This is a genomic window from Pseudoalteromonas sp. AS84 (assembly GCF_038900255.1).
Taxonomy (GTDB): Bacteria; Pseudomonadota; Gammaproteobacteria; order Enterobacterales; family Alteromonadaceae; genus Pseudoalteromonas.
The window spans coordinates 1-18717 of sequence record NZ_JBBMQY010000003.1; the positions used below are offsets into that span (position 1 = coordinate 1).

Annotated in this window: 16 protein-coding genes; 10 read left to right on the forward strand and 6 right to left on the reverse strand. The window is 39.1% G+C overall.

Going from position 1 to position 18717, the window contains the following annotated elements:
• Positions 1 to 414 precede the first annotated feature (414 nt).
• Complete coding sequence (locus WNY79_RS04215) at positions 415 to 1029, forward strand: trimeric intracellular cation channel family protein (RefSeq protein ID WP_002957915.1); 615 nt, start codon at positions 415 to 417, stop codon at positions 1027 to 1029.
• Between the two features lie 34 nt (positions 1030 to 1063).
• Positions 1064 to 2575, forward strand: coding sequence for a YifB family Mg chelatase-like AAA ATPase (locus WNY79_RS04220; protein WP_197185600.1), 1512 nt, complete (start codon positions 1064 to 1066; stop codon positions 2573 to 2575).
• On the opposite strand, the gene WNY79_RS04225 is transcribed toward WNY79_RS04220, so the two are convergent.
• Positions 2572 to 3276 carry a response regulator transcription factor gene (locus WNY79_RS04225; protein WP_076924014.1) on the reverse strand — a complete coding sequence of 235 codons (705 nt, stop codon included), beginning with the start codon at positions 3274 to 3276 and terminating at the stop codon, positions 2572 to 2574. The genes WNY79_RS04220 and WNY79_RS04225 overlap by 4 nt on opposite strands.
• Before the next feature lie 216 nt (positions 3277 to 3492).
• Entirely contained in the window at positions 3493 to 5988 is a 2496-nt protein-coding gene (locus WNY79_RS04230) for a prolyl oligopeptidase family serine peptidase (RefSeq protein WP_342875243.1), read from the reverse strand.
• 84 nt (positions 5989 to 6072) lie between these two features.
• On the opposite strand from WNY79_RS04230, the gene WNY79_RS04235 reads away from it, so the two are divergent.
• Positions 6073 to 7149: a hemolysin family protein gene (locus tag WNY79_RS04235; RefSeq protein WP_024590554.1), complete on the forward strand. Its 1077-nt coding sequence runs from the start codon at positions 6073 to 6075 to the stop codon at positions 7147 to 7149.
• A 32-nt stretch (positions 7150 to 7181) separates the two neighbouring features.
• Here WNY79_RS04235 and WNY79_RS04240 read toward each other — a convergent pair whose 3' ends face one another.
• Positions 7182 to 8393 (reverse strand): EAL domain-containing response regulator, encoded by a 1212-nt coding sequence (locus WNY79_RS04240; protein ID WP_076924016.1) that lies wholly within the window; start codon positions 8391 to 8393, stop codon positions 7182 to 7184.
• A 166-nt stretch (positions 8394 to 8559) separates the two neighbouring features.
• Here WNY79_RS04240 and WNY79_RS04245 point away from each other — a divergent pair, with 166 nt between their 5' ends.
• The 5 genes from WNY79_RS04245 (at position 8560) to WNY79_RS04265 (ending at position 14266) form a co-directional block, all read left to right on the forward strand.
• The gene (locus tag WNY79_RS04245) at positions 8560 to 9576 is read left to right on the forward strand and encodes a site-2 protease family protein (RefSeq protein WP_076924017.1); all 1017 of its coding nucleotides are present in this window, start codon (positions 8560 to 8562) and stop codon (positions 9574 to 9576) included.
• A 131-nt stretch (positions 9577 to 9707) separates the two neighbouring features.
• Positions 9708 to 10949, forward strand: a complete 1242-nt coding sequence (locus WNY79_RS04250) for an HlyD family efflux transporter periplasmic adaptor subunit (protein ID WP_342875244.1) — start codon at positions 9708 to 9710, stop codon at positions 10947 to 10949.
• Positions 10950 to 11174: 225 nt separating this feature from the next.
• Positions 11175 to 11342, forward strand: coding sequence for a hypothetical protein (locus tag WNY79_RS04255; protein ID WP_170072230.1), 168 nt, complete (start codon positions 11175 to 11177; stop codon positions 11340 to 11342).
• Positions 11343 to 11407: 65 nt separating this feature from the next.
• A complete protein-coding gene (gene lepB, locus WNY79_RS04260; protein ID WP_342875245.1) occupies positions 11408 to 12115 on the forward strand; it encodes a signal peptidase I in 708 nt (235 codons plus the stop codon).
• A gap of 9 nt (positions 12116 to 12124) precedes the next feature.
• Positions 12125 to 14266 carry a peptidase domain-containing ABC transporter gene (locus WNY79_RS04265; RefSeq protein WP_342875246.1) on the forward strand — a complete coding sequence of 714 codons (2142 nt, stop codon included), beginning with the start codon at positions 12125 to 12127 and terminating at the stop codon, positions 14264 to 14266.
• Between the two features lie 46 nt (positions 14267 to 14312).
• Here the strand turns inward: WNY79_RS04265 and WNY79_RS04270 are convergent, their stop codons facing one another.
• Positions 14313 to 15623, reverse strand: coding sequence for a TIGR00366 family protein (locus WNY79_RS04270; RefSeq protein WP_342875247.1), 1311 nt, complete (start codon positions 15621 to 15623; stop codon positions 14313 to 14315).
• Between the two features lie 169 nt (positions 15624 to 15792).
• On the opposite strand from WNY79_RS04270, the gene WNY79_RS04275 reads away from it, so the two are divergent.
• Positions 15793 to 16860, forward strand: a complete 1068-nt coding sequence (locus WNY79_RS04275; RefSeq protein WP_294119794.1) for a potassium channel family protein — start codon at positions 15793 to 15795, stop codon at positions 16858 to 16860.
• Positions 16860 to 17057, forward strand: a complete 198-nt coding sequence (locus WNY79_RS04280; protein ID WP_342875248.1) for a PLDc N-terminal domain-containing protein — start codon at positions 16860 to 16862, stop codon at positions 17055 to 17057. Before WNY79_RS04275 ends, WNY79_RS04280 begins: the two co-directional genes overlap by 1 nt.
• Positions 17058 to 17092: 35 nt before the next feature.
• Here the strand turns inward: WNY79_RS04280 and WNY79_RS04285 are convergent, their stop codons facing one another.
• Both WNY79_RS04285 and WNY79_RS04290 read right to left on the reverse strand, forming a co-directional pair.
• Entirely contained in the window at positions 17093 to 18127 is a 1035-nt protein-coding gene (locus tag WNY79_RS04285) for a cytosolic protein (RefSeq protein WP_342875249.1), read from the reverse strand.
• A gap of 69 nt (positions 18128 to 18196) precedes the next feature.
• A complete protein-coding gene (locus tag WNY79_RS04290; RefSeq protein ID WP_342875250.1) occupies positions 18197 to 18655 on the reverse strand; it encodes an EVE domain-containing protein in 459 nt (152 codons plus the stop codon).
• Between the last annotated feature and the right edge of the window lie 62 nt (positions 18656 to 18717).

Consider the following 18717-nt stretch of genomic DNA (forward strand, 5'->3'; position numbering starts at 1 on the left):
TTTTTACAAACTCAGGCTCCCGCAACCATTGAAATAAATAAGAATGAAACGACACACTTAAAGCGTGTTTTTTTATGTCTAAAATTTGGTGTGTATATTGTGGCTCATAACCCGAAGGTCGTCGGTTCACTTTTTACAAACTCAGGCTCCCGCAACCATTGAAATAAATAAGAATGAAACGACACACTTAAAGCGTGTTTTTTTATGCCTGAAATTTGATGAGTGTGGTGATTTAGCTTATAGGTTAAAGATCCTCTTCACAGCATGAGGCATTCACTACTCATAAGCACAAGCTCCCGCTTCCCTGAGATACACTTCACAAAAGTTATAAACGACTTAAAATAAATCGTTATTACTTAAAACTTTGTTTAGTTTGTGTTAAAACGGCACAAATATTTTTGGGTTGTTACAAATATGACTGAACTTTACCACTGGTTTGATTTAATAGGTATTGCGGTGTTTGCTGTATCGGGCACTTTACTAGCGTACGAAAAAAAAATGGATGGCTTTGGGGTCGTAGTTTTAGCGACGGTAACTGCTATTGGTGGTGGTACAGTGCGAGATCTAATTTTAGATGTTCCTGTCTTTTGGTTACACGATCAAAGTTACTTTTTTGCCATACTAGCTTCAGTATTTGTTACAACGCGCCTTATAAATAAACAAAAGCCGATACCTCATTATATTTTACAAACAGCGGATGCGTTTGGTTTAGCTTTTTTTGCAGTAATGGGGGCGCAAAAAGCGCAGCTTGTTGGTATGCCCGATATGACTGCGGTAATTATGGCTGTAATTACAGGCTGCTTTGGTGGATTAATTCGAGATGTGCTTGCACGCGAAATCCCTATGCTATTAAAAGGTGAGCTTTACGCTATTACCTGTATAGCGGGTGGCACTGTTTATACGCTTGGCATTAGTTTTTCGTTAGCAACCGAAATGGCGATGGTATTAGGTATGTTAATGACCTTATTACTTCGTTTGGCTGCTATAAAATGGCAAATCACATTACACGTTTTTAAATATCCTGACTAAACTGGTGTAATCACACCATTTACTAGGATAAGGAATGTCGTTAGCTCGTATATTTTCTCGTGCTCAAGTGGGTATAAATGCCCCAGAAGTTATTGTAGAGGTTCACCTAGGAAATGGGTTACCCGCTTTTCATATTGTAGGCCTGCCCGAAGCGTCCGTTAAAGAATCAAAAGACAGAGTGCGTAGCGCACTCGAAAACTCTCAATTTGGTTTTCCCGACCAACGAATAACCGTAAATTTAGCCCCAGCTGACTTGCCAAAAGATGGTGGCCGGTTTGATCTTGCTATTGCGGTGGGTATTTTAGTCGCCTCTGGGCAAATAGTGTGTCCTGATATTCATAAGTACGAGTTTTATGGTGAGCTTGCTCTTAATGGTGAGGTGCGTGGTGTAAACGCTATTTTACCTTCGGTACTTGCTGCAAAAGAGCAAGATCGTTGCTGCTTTTTACCTCTTGCAAACGACAGCCTAGCAAGCCTAGTTAATGGCGTTAAACGCAAAGCCGTAAGCTCTATTCAAGAAGTGTGGGGGGATTTACTTAATCAACAACCCTTACCATTAAATATAGAGTATCCCGACTGCACACAAGCCCCTGACTTTTTACTCGATTTAAGCGATGTGAAAGGTCAGCCCGGTGCAAAGCGAGTACTCGAAATTGCTGCAGCTGGCGGGCATAATTTACTATTTTTAGGTCCTCCAGGTACTGGTAAATCGATGCTGGCCCAGCGAATGGCAACTATAATGCCTACTATGTCGGACGATGAAGCTATTTCGACAGCTGCGCTTTACTCTATTATTGGGCAATCCATAGATTTAACTAATTGGCGACAGCGGCCGTTTCGTAATCCACACCATACTTGTTCAGCTGTTGCCTTGGTGGGGGGCTCTTCGAATCCCAAACCTGGTGAAATTTCTCTGGCACATAACGGTGTGCTCTTTTTAGATGAGTTACCGGAGTTCGAACGCAAGGTACTTGATTCACTGCGTGAGCCAATGGAAACCGGTACGGTTACTATTTCACGTGCCGCTAGGCAAATGGAGTTTCCGGCGCAGTTTCAGCTTATTACAGCATTAAATCCAAGTCCAACAGGAAGTCATACAGATAAGCGGGCAACTCCCGATCAAGTTATGCGTTATTTATCGCGCGTGTCGGGGCCTTTTATTGACCGTATTGATTTGCAAATAGAACTGCCTCGTCTAACGAGCGTTGAACTACAAAGTACTCAGCCAGAGGAAAGTAGTGCTGAGGTTAGAGCAAGAGTTGAAGCGGCTTATTACCTACAGTTAAAACGCCAAGGTAAGGTTAATGCGAGGCTTAATAATAAAGAAATGAGTGTGCACTGTGTACTGGCGCCAGCAGAGTTGCAGTTTTTAGCCAGAGCAAGCGAAAAGTTGTCTTTATCGCCACGCTCTTACCATAGAGTGATTAAAGTGGCGCGGACTATTAGTGATTTAAACGGGGCTGAAAATATTAGTTTAAATGAGCTTAAGGAAGCACTTAATTACCGTGCATTTGAGCGCCTTATTGCGCAATTAACTAAATATTAAATAGAGAGCATATAGCCTTTACCGCGAACGGTAACAATACGTTTTTGATCTTTTTCGTCATTTAATTTTTTACGTAAACGACCAATAAGCACATCAACAGTACGATCGTTTGGACTCCAATCGGGCTGGCCTATTTCTTCTGATATTTTTTCACGGGATGTAGCTTTACCTGCATTACTAATTAAGCAAATAAGCACTTTATGTTCGGCTTCAGTTAAGCGTGATTCAACGCCTGCAGCAGTAATTAATGTGCGGTTATCGGGGTGAAGCTTAAAGTCAGCATATTCTATAAACTCTTCGCTTTCGTCGTCTTCTAGGTTAACGGCAACACGCTTATAGAGCGCGCGCATGCGAAGTTCTAACTCAAGTAAATCGACAGGCTTACAAATATAGTCATCGGCACCTTGTGCAAGGCCTGCAATACGATCGGCTTGGGAGTCACGACTCGATAATACAATAACGCCAATATCGGTAAGTGTGTTTAATTCTTTTGCGAGTTGAAGCCCATCGCGCTTTGGCAAAACAATGTCAATTATGGCTAATGATATAGCACCGCGCAGGTTTACCCGCTGCCTTACAATGCTAAGTGCATCAGCGCCAGTTGGGTCTACCTCTATTGTAAATTCGGTATCTGAAAAGTGATTTTGGATGCGTTTAACGAGTAGTTCATCGTCTTCAACCAATAAAACATTAATAGCCATAGTACTTTATTTTGAATGCTTATAGCTCTGTATGGTAGCACCATTAGGTAAATGCTGAGAAGGGGGTTTATTAGTTTTAAGTAACTTAATATTTCAAAGGTGTAGAAGGTGTTATTAGAGGATGAGATTAGCACCTTTAAACTAATTAAAAGGTGCTAAGTAATTAATACTACAATTAATAAATCTGTATTAAGTCGTTATTTAGAAGAAGCAGACTCAGTCATTTTTATACATTGAGTCCCACCATTGAGGTTCATCTTTTAGCTTTTTATCAAAGTATGCGAGCATGGTGTTCCACCAATCAAATCGTTTATCGCGTGCAAATATTTGATGATCGGCGCCTTTGTATTCGATTAACTCTACGTCCTTATTAAGCAGTTTAAGCGCAGTGTACATTGTTAAGCTTTCGCCAACAGGTACATTGGTATCACTATCACCATGAAGAAGTAGCATAGGTGTTGTTACTTTGTCGGCATGAAACACAGGGCTGTGCTGGCTGTAAAGCTCAGGGTTATTCCACGGAAAGCTATTTTTTGATGCTTCGCCAGAATATAAGTAGCCCCACCAACCTTCACCCCAATATGAGGTAATGTTAGAAATACCTGCATGGGCAATGGAGGCACTAAATATATCGGTTTTAGTTGCTAGTAGCATGGTCATAAATCCACCGTATGATGCCCCTAAATTTCCTACCTTTTCACTATCAACATAGTTGTATTTCTTTAAAAAGGCTTGCGTGCCTTCGATAATATCGTCTGCGGTGTAGTCGCCCCAGGCATTAACATGTTGCGCTGAAAACTTTTGTCCAAACCCTGTTGCGCCAGTAGGTTGTACTACATAAACAACGTAGCCATTTTCTGCCCATAAGTTAAACGGGTAACGACCTGTAAAACCACGCGTAACGGGTGAAGTACCGCCGTAGTAATACACGAGCGCAGGGTGCTTTTTAGTTTTATCTAAGTTGCTAGGAATGTACACACGACCCGTTATTTCGACACCATGTTTATTTTTAAAATTAAACTCTTCTAATGTAGGGAGTCGTGTATTTGCATAGCTACTTGGTTTTGAATCCCATATTAAATCTGTTTTATTTTTACTTACGTTAAGGCGCTTTAGTTGTTGTGGAGCTAAAGCGTTGGTACCACTTAGTAAAATTTCGGTATTACGGTCGTATGAGTAACTAAATTGTTCAACAATATCCAATCCTGTATTTAACTTTTTAAAGCGCTGTTTACTTAAATCAAATAGGTAAAGTGGTTGAGTGTCTTGCTCTGTTACTTTAATGAGCGCATCGCCGTTTTCTAAAACTTGCAGTTGGCCAATAGCGGGGTCGAACTGTTTACTAAGTGCTTTTACGTTTTTACCGCCTTCAGTAAGTAGATAAAGTTGCCCGTCGTAGTTATTGGCAAGCATTGCTTTTGGTAGAGCTCTGCCTGCGCCATTTTTAAAGTCAGGGCCTGCAACTACATAAATGTCTTTATTTGCATATTTAGCTAAATTAAACGTTTTAAATTTACCAAGCGATGAAAGCTTATTTGATTTTAAATCGAGTTCGACTAACTCTGTTTCTGGGTGTGTTGATGCCTGCATTGCCATTACTGGGCGGCTCATTAATATTTTGCCACGGTTACTATTTGAATCTTCAAGGCTGTAAGAAAGAGGGCCTTGGCTAAGTGCTTTTGTTAAACCACTTTTAGTATCAAGCATATAAATTTGGCTGGTGGAGCGTGCATACGACCAGCGATCTTGTAGACCTTTATAGTGCTTAGTTAAGTTGTTAGTGTTCTCAGGTGATTTAGACCAGCTAAACAAAAGACTGGTGTCGTTATAAAAGGTAAAGCCATTGGCTCCTTCTAAATCGTTTGCTAATGTTTTTATTGAGAAGTTTTTACGGCTAAGTTGTTTAAGCTCACCATTTAACAAATACACTAAATATTGGTTATCTGGACTCCAAATAATGTTACTTGGTTGGCCTGCTTCGAAGCGATAAAGCGTTTGATTATCTGAATCTTTAAGTACAGTAACTGTATTTGCTTGGTTTTGTGTTTTATCGCTATAAGTGCGAGTAGTAGTAACGTACTGCTTAGCATTAGGTGCGAGTGATAATTGACTGATTGTAGGGGCATCAAACAATTGTTTTGCAGATAAGCGTTTTGTTTGTGAGGCGCTAAGCGTAATTTTATCAACGTCGCTTTTAGGTGCAAAATCAAGCATTACGTCGTGCCAATTAGCTACTTGTTGGGCTACTATTAAAATAGAGTGAGTACTGTTATTTAAAGCTAACTTATAGCTATTTTTATCGCCTGTTTGTAGTTCGCCATTAATAAATAACTGACCTTGCTCAATCCCTTTTAAGGTAAGTGTACCTTGTGTAAAGCGGGTTGTTTCAATATTAAATTTTAGTGCCTGTAACCCACCTAAAGTGAGCGCATTGATTTTATTAAACGGCTGCCAATTTTGTTTTTTCCCAAATACAGAAAAACTATCTGAGTCTGCTTGTAGCTGCGGCAATAGGTTACTAATAATGGCATTGCCATGAGGTGTTTGAAAAGGCTTTAACTGCATGTCTTCGGCAAGTGGGCCGATAAACTGAATTTTTGATTTATCCAATGGTGCGGCTATTGCAGCAAAGCTTAAGCTGCTAAGCGTCAAAAGAGCCGCTGCATGCTTAAATAGCTTATTTTGATGACACCATGGTGCGCTAAATTTCATTATTATGCCTATTATTATTGGAAGTTTGGCCAAATATAGCATGTATTGATACCATGCTCACATATCCAATATAGAGGAGAGAAAGTGACTTTACTGATAGTTTATATGGTAGTGGCGATTGTTATTTCGTTTTTATGTTCTGTGATGGAGGCTGTGTTATTAAGTATTTCGCCCAGCTATGTTGCATCACTTAGGAAAGATCATCCTGAGCTTGCTAAACAGCTCGAAAAACTTAAAAACAATATAGATCAGCCTTTAGCTGCTATTTTAACTTTAAATACGGTTGCCCATACTGCGGGTGCTGCTGGGGTAGGCGCACAGGCAGCTGTCGTGTTTTCCGATGCGGCTGTAGGCATTGCATCAGCCATTATGACATTCCTCGTATTAATTCTTTCTGAAATTATTCCTAAAACCTTGGGGGCTAATTACTGGCGAGCTCTAACGCCAAGTGTTACTTACGCTTTGAGGTTTTTAGTTATATCGCTAAAGCCTTTTGTATGGTTTGCACAAAAGCTAACAAATTTAATGGGTCCAAAGCACGATGAGGCTTACTATATTCGTCAAGAGATAGAGGCAATGGCTGATATAGGTACGGAGTCGGGTGCATTACATCAGGATGAGTCCGAAATAATTCGTAATTTATTGCATTTTAGACATGCAAAATTATGCGACTTAATGACGCCTCGAACTGTAATTTTTAAAATCCACAAAGACTTAACCGTGAATCAGTATTTAAACGATCACGGTTCGTCGTCATTTTCTCGTATATTGGTATTTGATAAAGACAGCGACGATATTGTAGGGTTTGTGCATAAAAACGATATTATGTTGGCATTTCACCGCTTAGGTACCGATTACAAAATTAGCAAATTGATTAAGCCTATTTATACGGTGCCGAGTTCTCAAAATGTATCGTCGTTACTGCAAACTCTTTTAACAAAGCGCACGCATATATGCCTAGTTGTAGATGAGTACGGTGACGTGCAGGGTATTGTAACGCTAGAGGACATGATTGAAGCTTTAATGGGGCTAGAGATTGTAGATGAGCGTGACCAATCTACTAATATGCGCGCAGTAGCAAGGCAGCGTTGGCACAAACGTTTAGCAAGTAGTGCACATATAGTCAGCGAAGAAGATAAACACACTCGGGGTGATAATTAGTTAACCAGCCCCGATTAAATATTAATACCGCTTTAAGCGGGGCTACCATCAGTTTTCAGCCAATCTTTAGCCCAAGATATAAATTCGTCTTGTGGTTTAGGGCGGCTAAATAAAAAACCTTGTATGGCTAGTTTTCTTTTATAGTGCCTTAAATAAACGAGCTCTTCTGGGCGCTCAACACCTTCTGCCACTAAATCTAAATTATCTTTACTCGTAATGTTAAATAACGAACTTACAACCACTTGAGAAAATAAATCTGTTTCTATATGGCTAATGAGTGAGCGGTCTATCTTAATTTCAGTAAAAGGAAGGTTTCGAAGTTGATTCATATTAGTAAAACCAACACCAAAGTCATCTAGCGATATACCAAAGCCATGCATTCTTAATCTGTTTAGTGTTTCTAATTGCATGAGGCTTGAGAGTGCATGTTGTTCTGTTATTTCTATAATTATATTACTAGGCGTGAGTTGATTTAGTTCTAAAATGAGTAGTAATTTATTAGGGCAGTTTAAGTCGTCGAGCTGAGTTGGCGATAAGTTAAATGCCATCTTAAAATCATGACCTAGTTGCGCTTTCATATTTTTGAATTCGCTGGTGGCCTTTTCAAAAAGAGAAAATGTAATTTGATTAATTAAGTTATGTTGCTCGGCAATACCTATAAAACGGTTAGGTAAAATAATATTGCCGTCTTTACTTGATAGAATACGCGCTAATACTTCAACGCTCTCAATTCTATTATTATCAGCGTTTATTTTTGGTTGATAAAAAGGCGTTATTTCATCATTTTTTAATGCTTCAATAAGCTCATCTTTTGAAATGGCTGACTCTTTTAATAAAGTATGGCTATTTAATTGCGCTACTTTAATAAGTAACCTACTTACCTGAGATAGTTGCACTGGTTTTGTAATATTACCAATGAGGTGAGCGTTATGTTGCTTGGCAAGGCTGGCAGCTAAACTAATAACTTTATGATCCATTTCAGAAACAATAATAATACCGCCTTGATAATGCAGCCCTCCTAAGTGGCGGATTAATTCCATACCATCCATTTCGGGCATATTAAGGTCAGTAAAAATAGCATCAAAGTAGTTTATATCAGAAGCAACTTTTTCGAGGGCTTCAGCAGCACTCAAGCAGGTGACTACATTATCAGACATATTTAATTCATTTAATATGGCTTCCATAACAATCAAAATCGCTTTTGAGTCGTCAACAACTAAAATGTTAGGCACTATTTTGTTCACTGTTATCCCTTTCAATGTATAGCTTATGGTTACTATAAAAGTAGTAGTGTTTTTTTATTTTGTCAGTATCAAATGCTTTTATTTTGAAAATAGTTATAGAACACCTTCACTCGTGTTTTTAAGTTGATTAGGTATACTAGCGCCATTATTTTAAATGGTCTTAATTATGATAAGAATAGATCTTACTTTAGCCGAGCAGCCATTTTCGCTTATGGTGTCTGGGCAAAAAATTGTGCAGGTGTTTCATGCTCAACAAGCTATTACCTTCGATAATCCTCGTGAAAACTATTATCAGTTTACTTACGACAACAAAGTAATAGGTATTGATACAGCGGCGGTGAAAGAGCAAAGTATTTCGCTCTTTGTTGATGAGCAATTTGCAACACAACTTGCGTTACCAGCACCTACAAATGGCTCACCTAAAAAAGGCTTTTTAGGGCTGGCTGCATTAGGTTTTAAGCTTTTTAAAAGTGCTAAGGTAATTAAAGTAGTGCTTGCAGGGGCCTCTGTTGCAGGCTACGCGTGGTTATTTAGTATTGAATTTGCACTAATGCTAATTGGGTGTTTAGTTGTACACGAATACGGCCATGTGCGAGCAATGAAATACTTTGGCATAAAAACTAAAGGTATTTATTTAATCCCATTTGTAGGTGGGCTAGCTGTCAGTGACGATAAAATAACGACTCGTTGGCAAGATGTCGTTATATCGCTAATGGGGCCTGCATTTGGTTTAATTACCTCGGTGTTGGGTGTCGTTTTATATTACGTCACCGAAATGGAAATATTTGCAGGTGTTGCGGTGCTTAGTGCGTTATTAAATTTATTTAATTTATTACCAATTTTGCCGCTTGATGGCGGGCATGTATTAAAAAGTATCAGCTTTTCAATGCGTTCATGGATTGGCCTAAGCGTATGCTTATTAGGCGTACTATTTGGCTTATGGCTAAGCTACACCTTTGGCTTAATGTTATTGGTATTCTTTTTGTTTGTTGGTGCGCTGGAAATTGTATTTGAATGGCGAGGCCGTCACTATTCACATTTAATGCCACTAGATAAATATGGCCAAGGCTTTTCAGCGGTTATGTATGCAGTTGTAGTAGCTGGGCATGTAGCTGTAATGATGCACTTTGCCGATTCAGAAAATCCAATATTGAGTCTGCCGATGACTATTTTATCGAGCTAGTATTTTTATTTTGCCTAACTAAATAAGTTAGTTTTTTGCATTAATATTTTATTTTTAGACTTTTATGTTGATTTACTGTTAATTGAATTCTAGTGTAATATAAATTAGAACAATCTTAGCGGATCAACTGGATGTTATTTAGAAAGGAAGCTGTCGCTCAGCAAAGAGAGCGTTTAACAGGAGTGATTACGCTCGCACAACCACTATCAATAAAACTTACCGTATTTATTTTGGTATGTATTTCGATTGTAATGATAGCCTTTTTATTTACAGCAGAATATTCACGCAAGGAAACAGTTCGGGGGTTTTTAATACCCAATAAAGGGATAATCCAAAGCTTTGCTAATCAAGGTGGTATGATTGAGCAGCTATTTGTACAAGAGGGTGATGCCGTTACTAAAGGTCAGCCGCTGGCGACCATTATTGTGCAGCAAAATAACAGCCAAGGCATAGCTTTGAGTACCCAGCTTGTTGAGCAGCTAAGTATGCAAATACAGTTGTTCAATGATGAGGTAACACAAAACCACACCCTACAAAAGCAAGAGTCACTTAACTTGCAAGCGCAAAAACGTGCACTTACTAATGAGCAAGCTGCATTACAAAGTCAACTTGCTCTGGTTGATGAAAAATTAGGGCTACTTAACCGCCAACAAAGCAACTTTAATCAACTTAATAAAAATGGCTTTTTATCAAACATCGAGCGAGAGCAACAGCAGCAAGCTTTGTTAGATGTTAAGCAAGAAAAACAAAACCTAGCGCGCTTGCTGATGCAGCAAGAAAACCAATTAAGTCAACTTAGCTTTAATATTGCCAACGTGCCCCAGCAGTATACGTTGCGTATAAATAGTCTTAAACGCCAACAAGCGGATATTCAAAACCAGCTCACACAAATTAAAAGTAACTATCAATATACCATAACAGCCAGTAACAGCGGTGTTGTTACTGGCATTCAAGTGGTTGAAGGCGAAACACTTACTCAAGCCAAACCACTGTTGCATATTATTCCCGAAGGCTCAGAGCTAGTAGCAGAGTTGCTGCTACCTACACGTTCAGCAGGTTTTATTGCGCTTGGTAACGATACGCGCCTGCGTTTTGATGCTTTCCCTTATCAACGCTTTGGTTTTATTAACAGCAAAATTATCCGCATCGACAAAGCACTCATTACCCCAAATGAAATACGTTTGCCCATTTCACTGCAAGAGCCAGTGTACCGTTTGCGAGCAACACTCAGCCAACAGCAAATGCAGGCCTATGGTAAAGCGTTCGAGCTAAAAAGCGGCATGTTGTTTGAAGCGGATATTATGTTAGAGCAGCGCACATTAATTGAATGGTTACTCGAGCCACTATACAGCCTAAAGGGGCGAGTGAGTTAATAGTTCATTGTAGGTCGGAATTTATTCCGATAACAAGCAAAAATTCATCTGTTTAATTTGCTGCAATAAGCAATATTAAGCAGGGAATAGAGTGGCTGACTTTAGTCAAACTTTAGCGAGAACAACTAAAGCCAGCCTACTAACCATTAGCTCAAACAGTTGAGTTAACACATTAGCAACCCGATGACTTAACTAAAAAGCATCGGATTTATGGAGTATAACAAAATGCGTGAATTAAACGTAAAAGAAATTGAACAAGTGAATGGTGGCTGGGGCTGGTTGAGATATTTAAGGCCAACAAAGATGGGTAATGGTGAAATGCCAAGTTATTGGGACACAGGTGATTCTTGCTCCATAGTCCCTGTGGAAGGCGCCACGCCTGTTTACCCATAAAAACTTTTGAAATTTAGGTATGGCGTTTATGCGCTATACCTTTAATACGGGAGTAGTTTGAAGCAATGAAAAACATTTTATGTAAGATTTTAATTGTTTTTATTTACTTATATTTCATTAGGTTATGTGAGATTGGCTCTAATTTATACTCATTTGAATATATGTTTTATGGTTTTTTAATATTGTTTGTAACCTTTTTTATAGCAGATTTAATGCAGAAAAAAAAACGAAATGCTTTACTATCGTCGGTGGGTGTTAGTGTTATTACCATGTTTATGCTTTCAATAAATTTACCCTTTGTTACAGGTTATTCTTTTGACCAAAACGAAACAAAGTCAAACTTGCCTACTATTTCTTCAAATGATTATATAGTCTCCAAACATTTTGATTTTAGTCTTGATGAAGGTGCTATGTATGCTTTCATAAATGAACAAGGTGACTTGCATAGAAAGCGACTGATTGCTGGTCCACATGATAAAGTGCAAGTCTGCGGTGATTTAGTATATGTGAATGGTTTTACACGTAATATTACAACAAACTGGAAAGCAGAAGAATTAAAGTCGGATAAAAACTGCAGTAATGGCTCGGCTTTTAAGCTTAGCGAAGAAGAGTATTTTCTTGTTGGTGATAATTTTTCCAATAGTCTCGACTCTAGGCACTATGGACCTGTAAAACGAAAAAATATTGTTGCTCATTCTCTTTATAAGTTTCAACTTAATCAAAGCGGTTCAATTTCTAAAGAACAGACTAGTCTATCTGTTATTTTTGAGTAATGACTGCAAATGAATAGCGAGCTAAATTTTTCAAGCTTTAAACAAGCTCCTCTAATCCTTCAATCCGAAATAGCCGAATGCGGTCTTGCCTCTATGGCTATGATGGCCTGTTATCATGGCTACAAGTTGGATATGCCAGCGATACGCAAGCGTTTTTCGGCGAATTTAAAAGGGATGAACTTACAGCAGTTGATTGAGTTGGGTGATAATTTGGGGCTGGCAAGCCGTGCGCTGCAATGCCCGCTTGAAGAAGTCCATAAACTACAAACGCCGTGTATTTTGCATTGGGATTTAAATCACTTTGTGGTACTGACAAAAGTGTCTGGTAAAGGATCTTCAGCTAAATTTGCAATTAACGACCCAGCTGTTGGTAAACGCAGTTTAAGTAGTGATGAATTTAGTAAGCACTTTACCGGTATTTGTTTAGAGCTGACTCCAACCAGCAAGTTTGAAGCCAAACAAGAACAAGCAAGAATGAAGTTTACCCAACTTTGGAGCTCAATGAAGGGCTTAAAAGAAGGGCTAATAAAACTGATTGCGTTGTCACTGGTATTGCAATTATTTGCCTTGATGACCCCTTATTATATGCAGTGGGTGGTGGATGAAGTACTCATTAGTTTTGATGAATCGTTATTAACGGTACTTGCTATGGGTTTTGCGCTGATTGCTATTATTTCGGTGGTGACTAATGCGGTACGAAGTTGGCTAATTTTACGTCTTTCCAGCCTTTTGAATATGCAAATGGGTGTGAACTTACTCCGGCACTTATTGCGGCTACCGATGAATTATTTTGAGTCTCGTCATGTCGGCGATATTGTGTCGCGCTTTGGCTTATTAGCGCAAATACGTGAGCGTATTACCACGGGGTTTGTAGAAACACTGGTCGATGGCGTGATGGCTATTACCGTATTGATTATGATGCTAATTTATTCGCTAAAGCTCACTGCAATAGTTGTAGGTGCAATTGTGCTTTACACCTTAGTACGTTTAGCGCTGTATAGGCCGCTGCACCAAGCTACTGAAGAAATGATTCAATCATCTGCCAAAGAGCAATCGAACTTTTTAGAAAATATTCGCGGTATGCAAACTATAAAGCTGTTTGGCAATGAATCGCAGCGCCAAGGCATTTGGCAGAACCGTTATGCTGAAGTCATTAATAGTGAAATCCGTTTAGGGCGTTTAAACATTAGCTTTGATTCATTTAATAAACTGTTATTTGGCCTTGAAAATGTATTGGTGATTTACTTTGCTGCATTGCTAGTTATGAGCAATAGCTTGTCTGTTGGTATGGTACTGGCTTTTATTGCTTATAAAAACCAGTTAACCAGCCGCTTTGCCAACTTAATTGAGCAAATTATTCAATTCAAAATGATGCGCTTACACTTAGATCGTATTGCAGATATAGCACTCACGAAACAAGAAGCTAATCGTGAGGGTGAAATGGCCTATACCGGTGATGACGAAGGTAAAGTTAAAGGCCAGCTTACGCTCGAGAATATTTGCTTTAGTTACAGTGAAGAGCAAGCGCCTATTTTAAATAATGTTAATTTAACGCTGAATACCGGTGACTCGATTGCGATTACAGGGCCATCTGGCGCGGGTAAAACTACGCTAATGAAAATTATGCTGGGGTTATTACAGCCGACCTCGGGTAAAGTGCTGCTGGATGGTAAAGATATCACCCAGTTTGGTCTTAAAAACTACCGTAAACAAATAGCTGCAGTGATGCAGGATGACACATTGTTAGCTGGCTCTATTGCCGATAACATCAGCTTTTTTGACCCACAGCCCAATTACTTAAAAATAGAGCAATGTGCCCGACATGCAGCTATTCATGATGATATTACTAAAATGACTATGGGTTATAACTCATTAGTAGGTGATATGGGATCAAACTTATCGGGCGGGCAGGTACAGCGGCTATTATTAGCGCGAGCGTTGTATCAATCGCCCTGCGTGTTGTTTATGGATGAAGCGACTAGTCATTTAGACAAAGGCAACGAAGCCAAAATAAGTGAACAAATTCAGCACTTACCCATCACACGGATTATGATTGCTCATCGCCAAGGAACCATTAACATGGCCAGCAAAGTCTATCAACTGAAAGAGGGTAGGTTGGTGGAGCTACAACAGCAGAGCGAGAGTGCATAAAACAATCAAGGCGTGTGTATTACACGCCTTTTTATTATGTTTACAGTTAATAAAAGCTCAATACCAGCGATATAAAAACCCCAGTTACAAACAACTGCACAACACAAAACCCCATAATATCTTTTGCTTTTAAGCCTGCGATAGCAAGGACTGGTAATGCCCAAAAAGGTTGAATTAAATTAGTCCACGCATCACCCCACGCAACAGCCATAGCAACACGAGATATATCGGCACCTAGCTCTTGTGCTGCGGGTATAACAATAGGCGCTTGTACAGCCCATTGGCCGCCGCCAGAGGGTACAAACATATTAACGAGTCCTGCACTTATAAAACTAAAAAATGGCAAGCTATCAGCATCTGCAATGGCAATAAAGCCTTGTGATATCTGCTGTGCTAATCCTGTATCGACCATGACCGCCATAATACCGGCATAAAAAGGGAACTGAATTACAATTCCCGCACCACTCGGAATTGCTTGTTGCAGACTGTTAAGTAAATTATGGGGTGTTTGATGCAGCGTAATAGCTAAAAACAAAAATACGGCAATAACGCTATTAAGGTTTAAGTTTCCGCCAGTAATAAAAAAGTAATAGCCTAAATATGCCAAACCTAATAAGCCAATTGTCATACCGAGTAGTTTACTTTGTTCTAAATGTTGGGCGGGTCTGGTTATTGTTATCAACTTAGGTGCTATTTCTTGTAAAAGAGCTGGGTCGATATATACGCTTTCTTGCTCACTTGGCAGCATATAGCGATTAACGAGCGGCATAATAATAAATAAGCCAACTAATATTGCTATATTAAAGCCCGCAAATAAGGTGTGCTCTGTACTAATAATACCAATGCTGGCTTCTGAAAAGTGGCCATCGGTTGCGATAGTTAAAGGAATCGAACCGGCTAACCCGCCATGCCATACAACAAAACCTGAGTAAGCGCTGGCTACTAATAATCGATAATCAACACGAGTATGTTTAGCAATTGCCTTGGCAAAAAGGGCACCAATAACTAAGCCAAATCCCCAATTTATCCAGCTCGCTAAAAGCGAAATAAGCGTTACTAATATAATTGCTTTAGGTGCGGTGCTTGCAAATGTTGCTAGTTTTTCTAATAACTTACTTATAGGTGGCGTACTTGCCAGCATATAGCCTGTAATTAACACTAGTAGCATTTGCATAGCAAAACTTAATAAGTTCCAAAAACCACCTCCCCACGCTTGTAATACTTCAATGTTGGTTGCGGTTGTAAATAAGCTCGCACTGACAAGAGTAATTATTGTAAGTAAAATTACAAATATAAAAGGGTCGGGAAGATAGCGCTCTACAATTTTAGTAAAAGGGCGGGCTATTTTATTAAGCATAAGCACAACTGTTTTGGTTATTATTTTAACGCTAATTAATCATGAAAAATCACCATTGGCAAACAGCATTTAGTCTTATATTTGCGGTTAAAAGCTTAAACATTGCTTAAAAGCATCGCTTACAGTAACGTACTGTTTATAGATAATTTACTAACGAAGACTTTGTATTATGCCGGTGATATTTAAAAGGCTAGCGTTACTTGTTCGCGCTCATATAGATCAGTTGAGTTGGCAAGCAGTGGCATTAGCTATTTTGACTCATATGCTATTAACATGGAGCTTGCTATTTATAGCGAATGAGAAAGCGTTAACTTCGCTTACTACCTTTTTTTACTATTACACAGTAACAACATCAACAGTGGGATATGGTGACTTTAGTCCAACTACTGATCTTGGTCGTTGGGTGGTTGCATTAATACAAATTCCATTTGGTTTAGCTTTATTTGGTGTCTTGCTAGGAAAAGCAGGACAGACAGTTACTTACTTAATTAGGCGCGCTATGACTGGTGATAAAAACTTTGCCCACAGTAACCACCATATTATTATTTTTGGTTGGCACGACACTCGTACAAAAAAGATGATTGATTACATTTTGGCAGATACGAAGCGAACCGATCGTCGTATTTTACTCGCGGTAACCGAGCAAATGGATCATCCTTTTTTAGCTAACGAAAGCGTCGATTTTGCACGTTTAACTAGTTTTACAAACATAGGAGAGTTAGAGCGTGTAGCTATTCGCCGTGCCGATAAGGTGATTATTGATGGGCAAGATGACGACCAAACATTTACGACAGCGCTGCGTATTAGTCGCTTAGTAAAAGACGATTGCCATATAAGCGCTCACTTTTTAGATGAAACCAAAGTTGAGATGATGTTAGAGCATTGCCAAAATGTAGAGTGTAGTAGTGCAAAATCAGCTGAGATATTAGTACGCTCAATGCAAGATCCAGGTTCGAGCCGTGTGCAAGAGGAGCTGCTATCTACTTTACACGGCGATACACAATTTAGCTTGAAAGTACCAAGTGGCTGCAAAGATATGGAGTTTGGTACTTTGTTTCATCACTTTAAACTTGAGCATGATGCAATACTGTTAGGCGTAGCTCATAATTTAAGTGCGCAAAATATGGATTTAAACCCGCCATTAGATTACAAAGTAAATGAGGGTGATATTTTGCATTATATATCGGTAGAACGAGTATTAAGTAGTGAAGTAGATTGGTCGAGTTTAGAAAAATAATGAATGAAGTTGTATTTTTAATTGTTGTTTTAAGTGCTTACATTTTGCCTGTCGTTATTATACTTAATAGTAAGCGTTCAAAAGGCCATGAAAAGAACGGCTGGCTGATGGGAATCATTATATTTTCGTGGTTAGGATTAATGATGTACTTTGCTATTGTGCCCAAGCATGGGCACAAAAAGAAAAAGGCAAAATAGAGTCATTAGTTTTTATAGCCGCTTTTGCTGGAATATTACTCTTCTAGCTGTTTGAGTTTATGCTCAATTAGAGGGTCGTCAGGTAAAAGTTGCTGGGCGACTTCTAATAGCTGGATAGCATCATTAGGGTGTTCATCTTGGTGCTTAAGCGCCACATCAATCAAGGGCTGAATATCAATTTTTGCCTGATGCTCTTGTACATGCACTTCTTTTTCATCAGCTAAAATTTTATGCGCTGTACTCAATAATGCTAAACGATGCGGTGAGCTTGCATTAGCCGAATTGAGACTTTGATAATAATCCTCTTTTAAGCGTAAGGTTTTGGTTTGCAGGCGAAACTGTGCAATATCGATTTGCTGATGTTGAATGAAATCAACGGCTACTTGCTTATAAAACCCAAACTTATTCAAGTATGTGGCGTGTGTACCATGTCCCATACCAAATACTCGTAAGTGAGTTAGCTGCTTATAGCGCTTAGCGTGCATTCGGTCTATACGATTAGTAGGATCGTAAATAATATAGCCTTGGGCATCTCCTAAATCTAGATCGTGATAATCTTGTTGCCAGTCAAACTGCTGAGCTATATCGGTACTAGAGCGGTCATCCCACGGTACTAATTCTTTATTTTTAGTACTTACCGGGTGAAAGAACAGTACTTGGTTTAGTTTTAATAGTTTAGCAAAAGCGCCAACAGCAAATCCGCCACGGCTTAAGCCATAGCCTAGTCGACAATTAAACGGCGTAAGTAATGTTGATAATTGCTCGAGAAAAAAGATTAAATTACGATTACGAAACCAATTACTTTTACCTAAATGTTGAAAAGCGATTATGTTTACGTTTTGTTTTTGAGCTAAGTGATAACCCCATGGAGCAAAATCAGGGTGAAGATCTTGTTCTTGTACATTTGTGCCTGCAGGGGAGAAAGTGAAAAGCAGGGGTTTATTAACGTCAATAAACTCATATTTTACAAATACATCGCCGAGTAAGTCACTACCCGTCATGGGTAATTGAGTTTGTTGCTCATTGCTCGGGAGAGTTAACCATTCATCTAACCAATACAGTAATTTCATTAATCCTCCAGCTATAAGTCAGCGTAGATCATATCAAACTCAATGAAATCAGGTCAAACCGAGAGGGCGTTACTGCGCAATTTTGATTATTTCATCCCAGTCATTTTTAGTAACAGGCATTATTGATAATCGTCCGCCTTTTTTAAGTGCTATTTCGGTAATATTATTATTCGCTTTAATATCTTTAAGGCTAACCAACTTGTTTAAATGGCTTTGGTAAGTAACTTCAACAACAACCCAGCGTGGTTTATCGCTGGTGGCTTTGGCATCGTAATAGTCGCTGCTTAAATCAAACTGAGTAGGATCTGGGTAAGCTTCGTGTGTCACTTCGGCAATACCCGCTACGCCTACGTGTTTACAGCTTGAATGATAAATCAAGACTGAGTCACCAACTTTAACGCCATCACGCATAAAGTTTCGCGCTTGGTAATTACGCACGCCTTCCCATAGTGTAGTTTGTTTTGGTGCATTTTTTAAATCATCAATCGAAAAGGCATCGGGTTCGGTTTTAAAAAGCCAGTAAGCCATAACAGTAGTCCTAACAAATATTTACTTCCCACTATTGTATAGTATCATTTGGTTACTAGGGT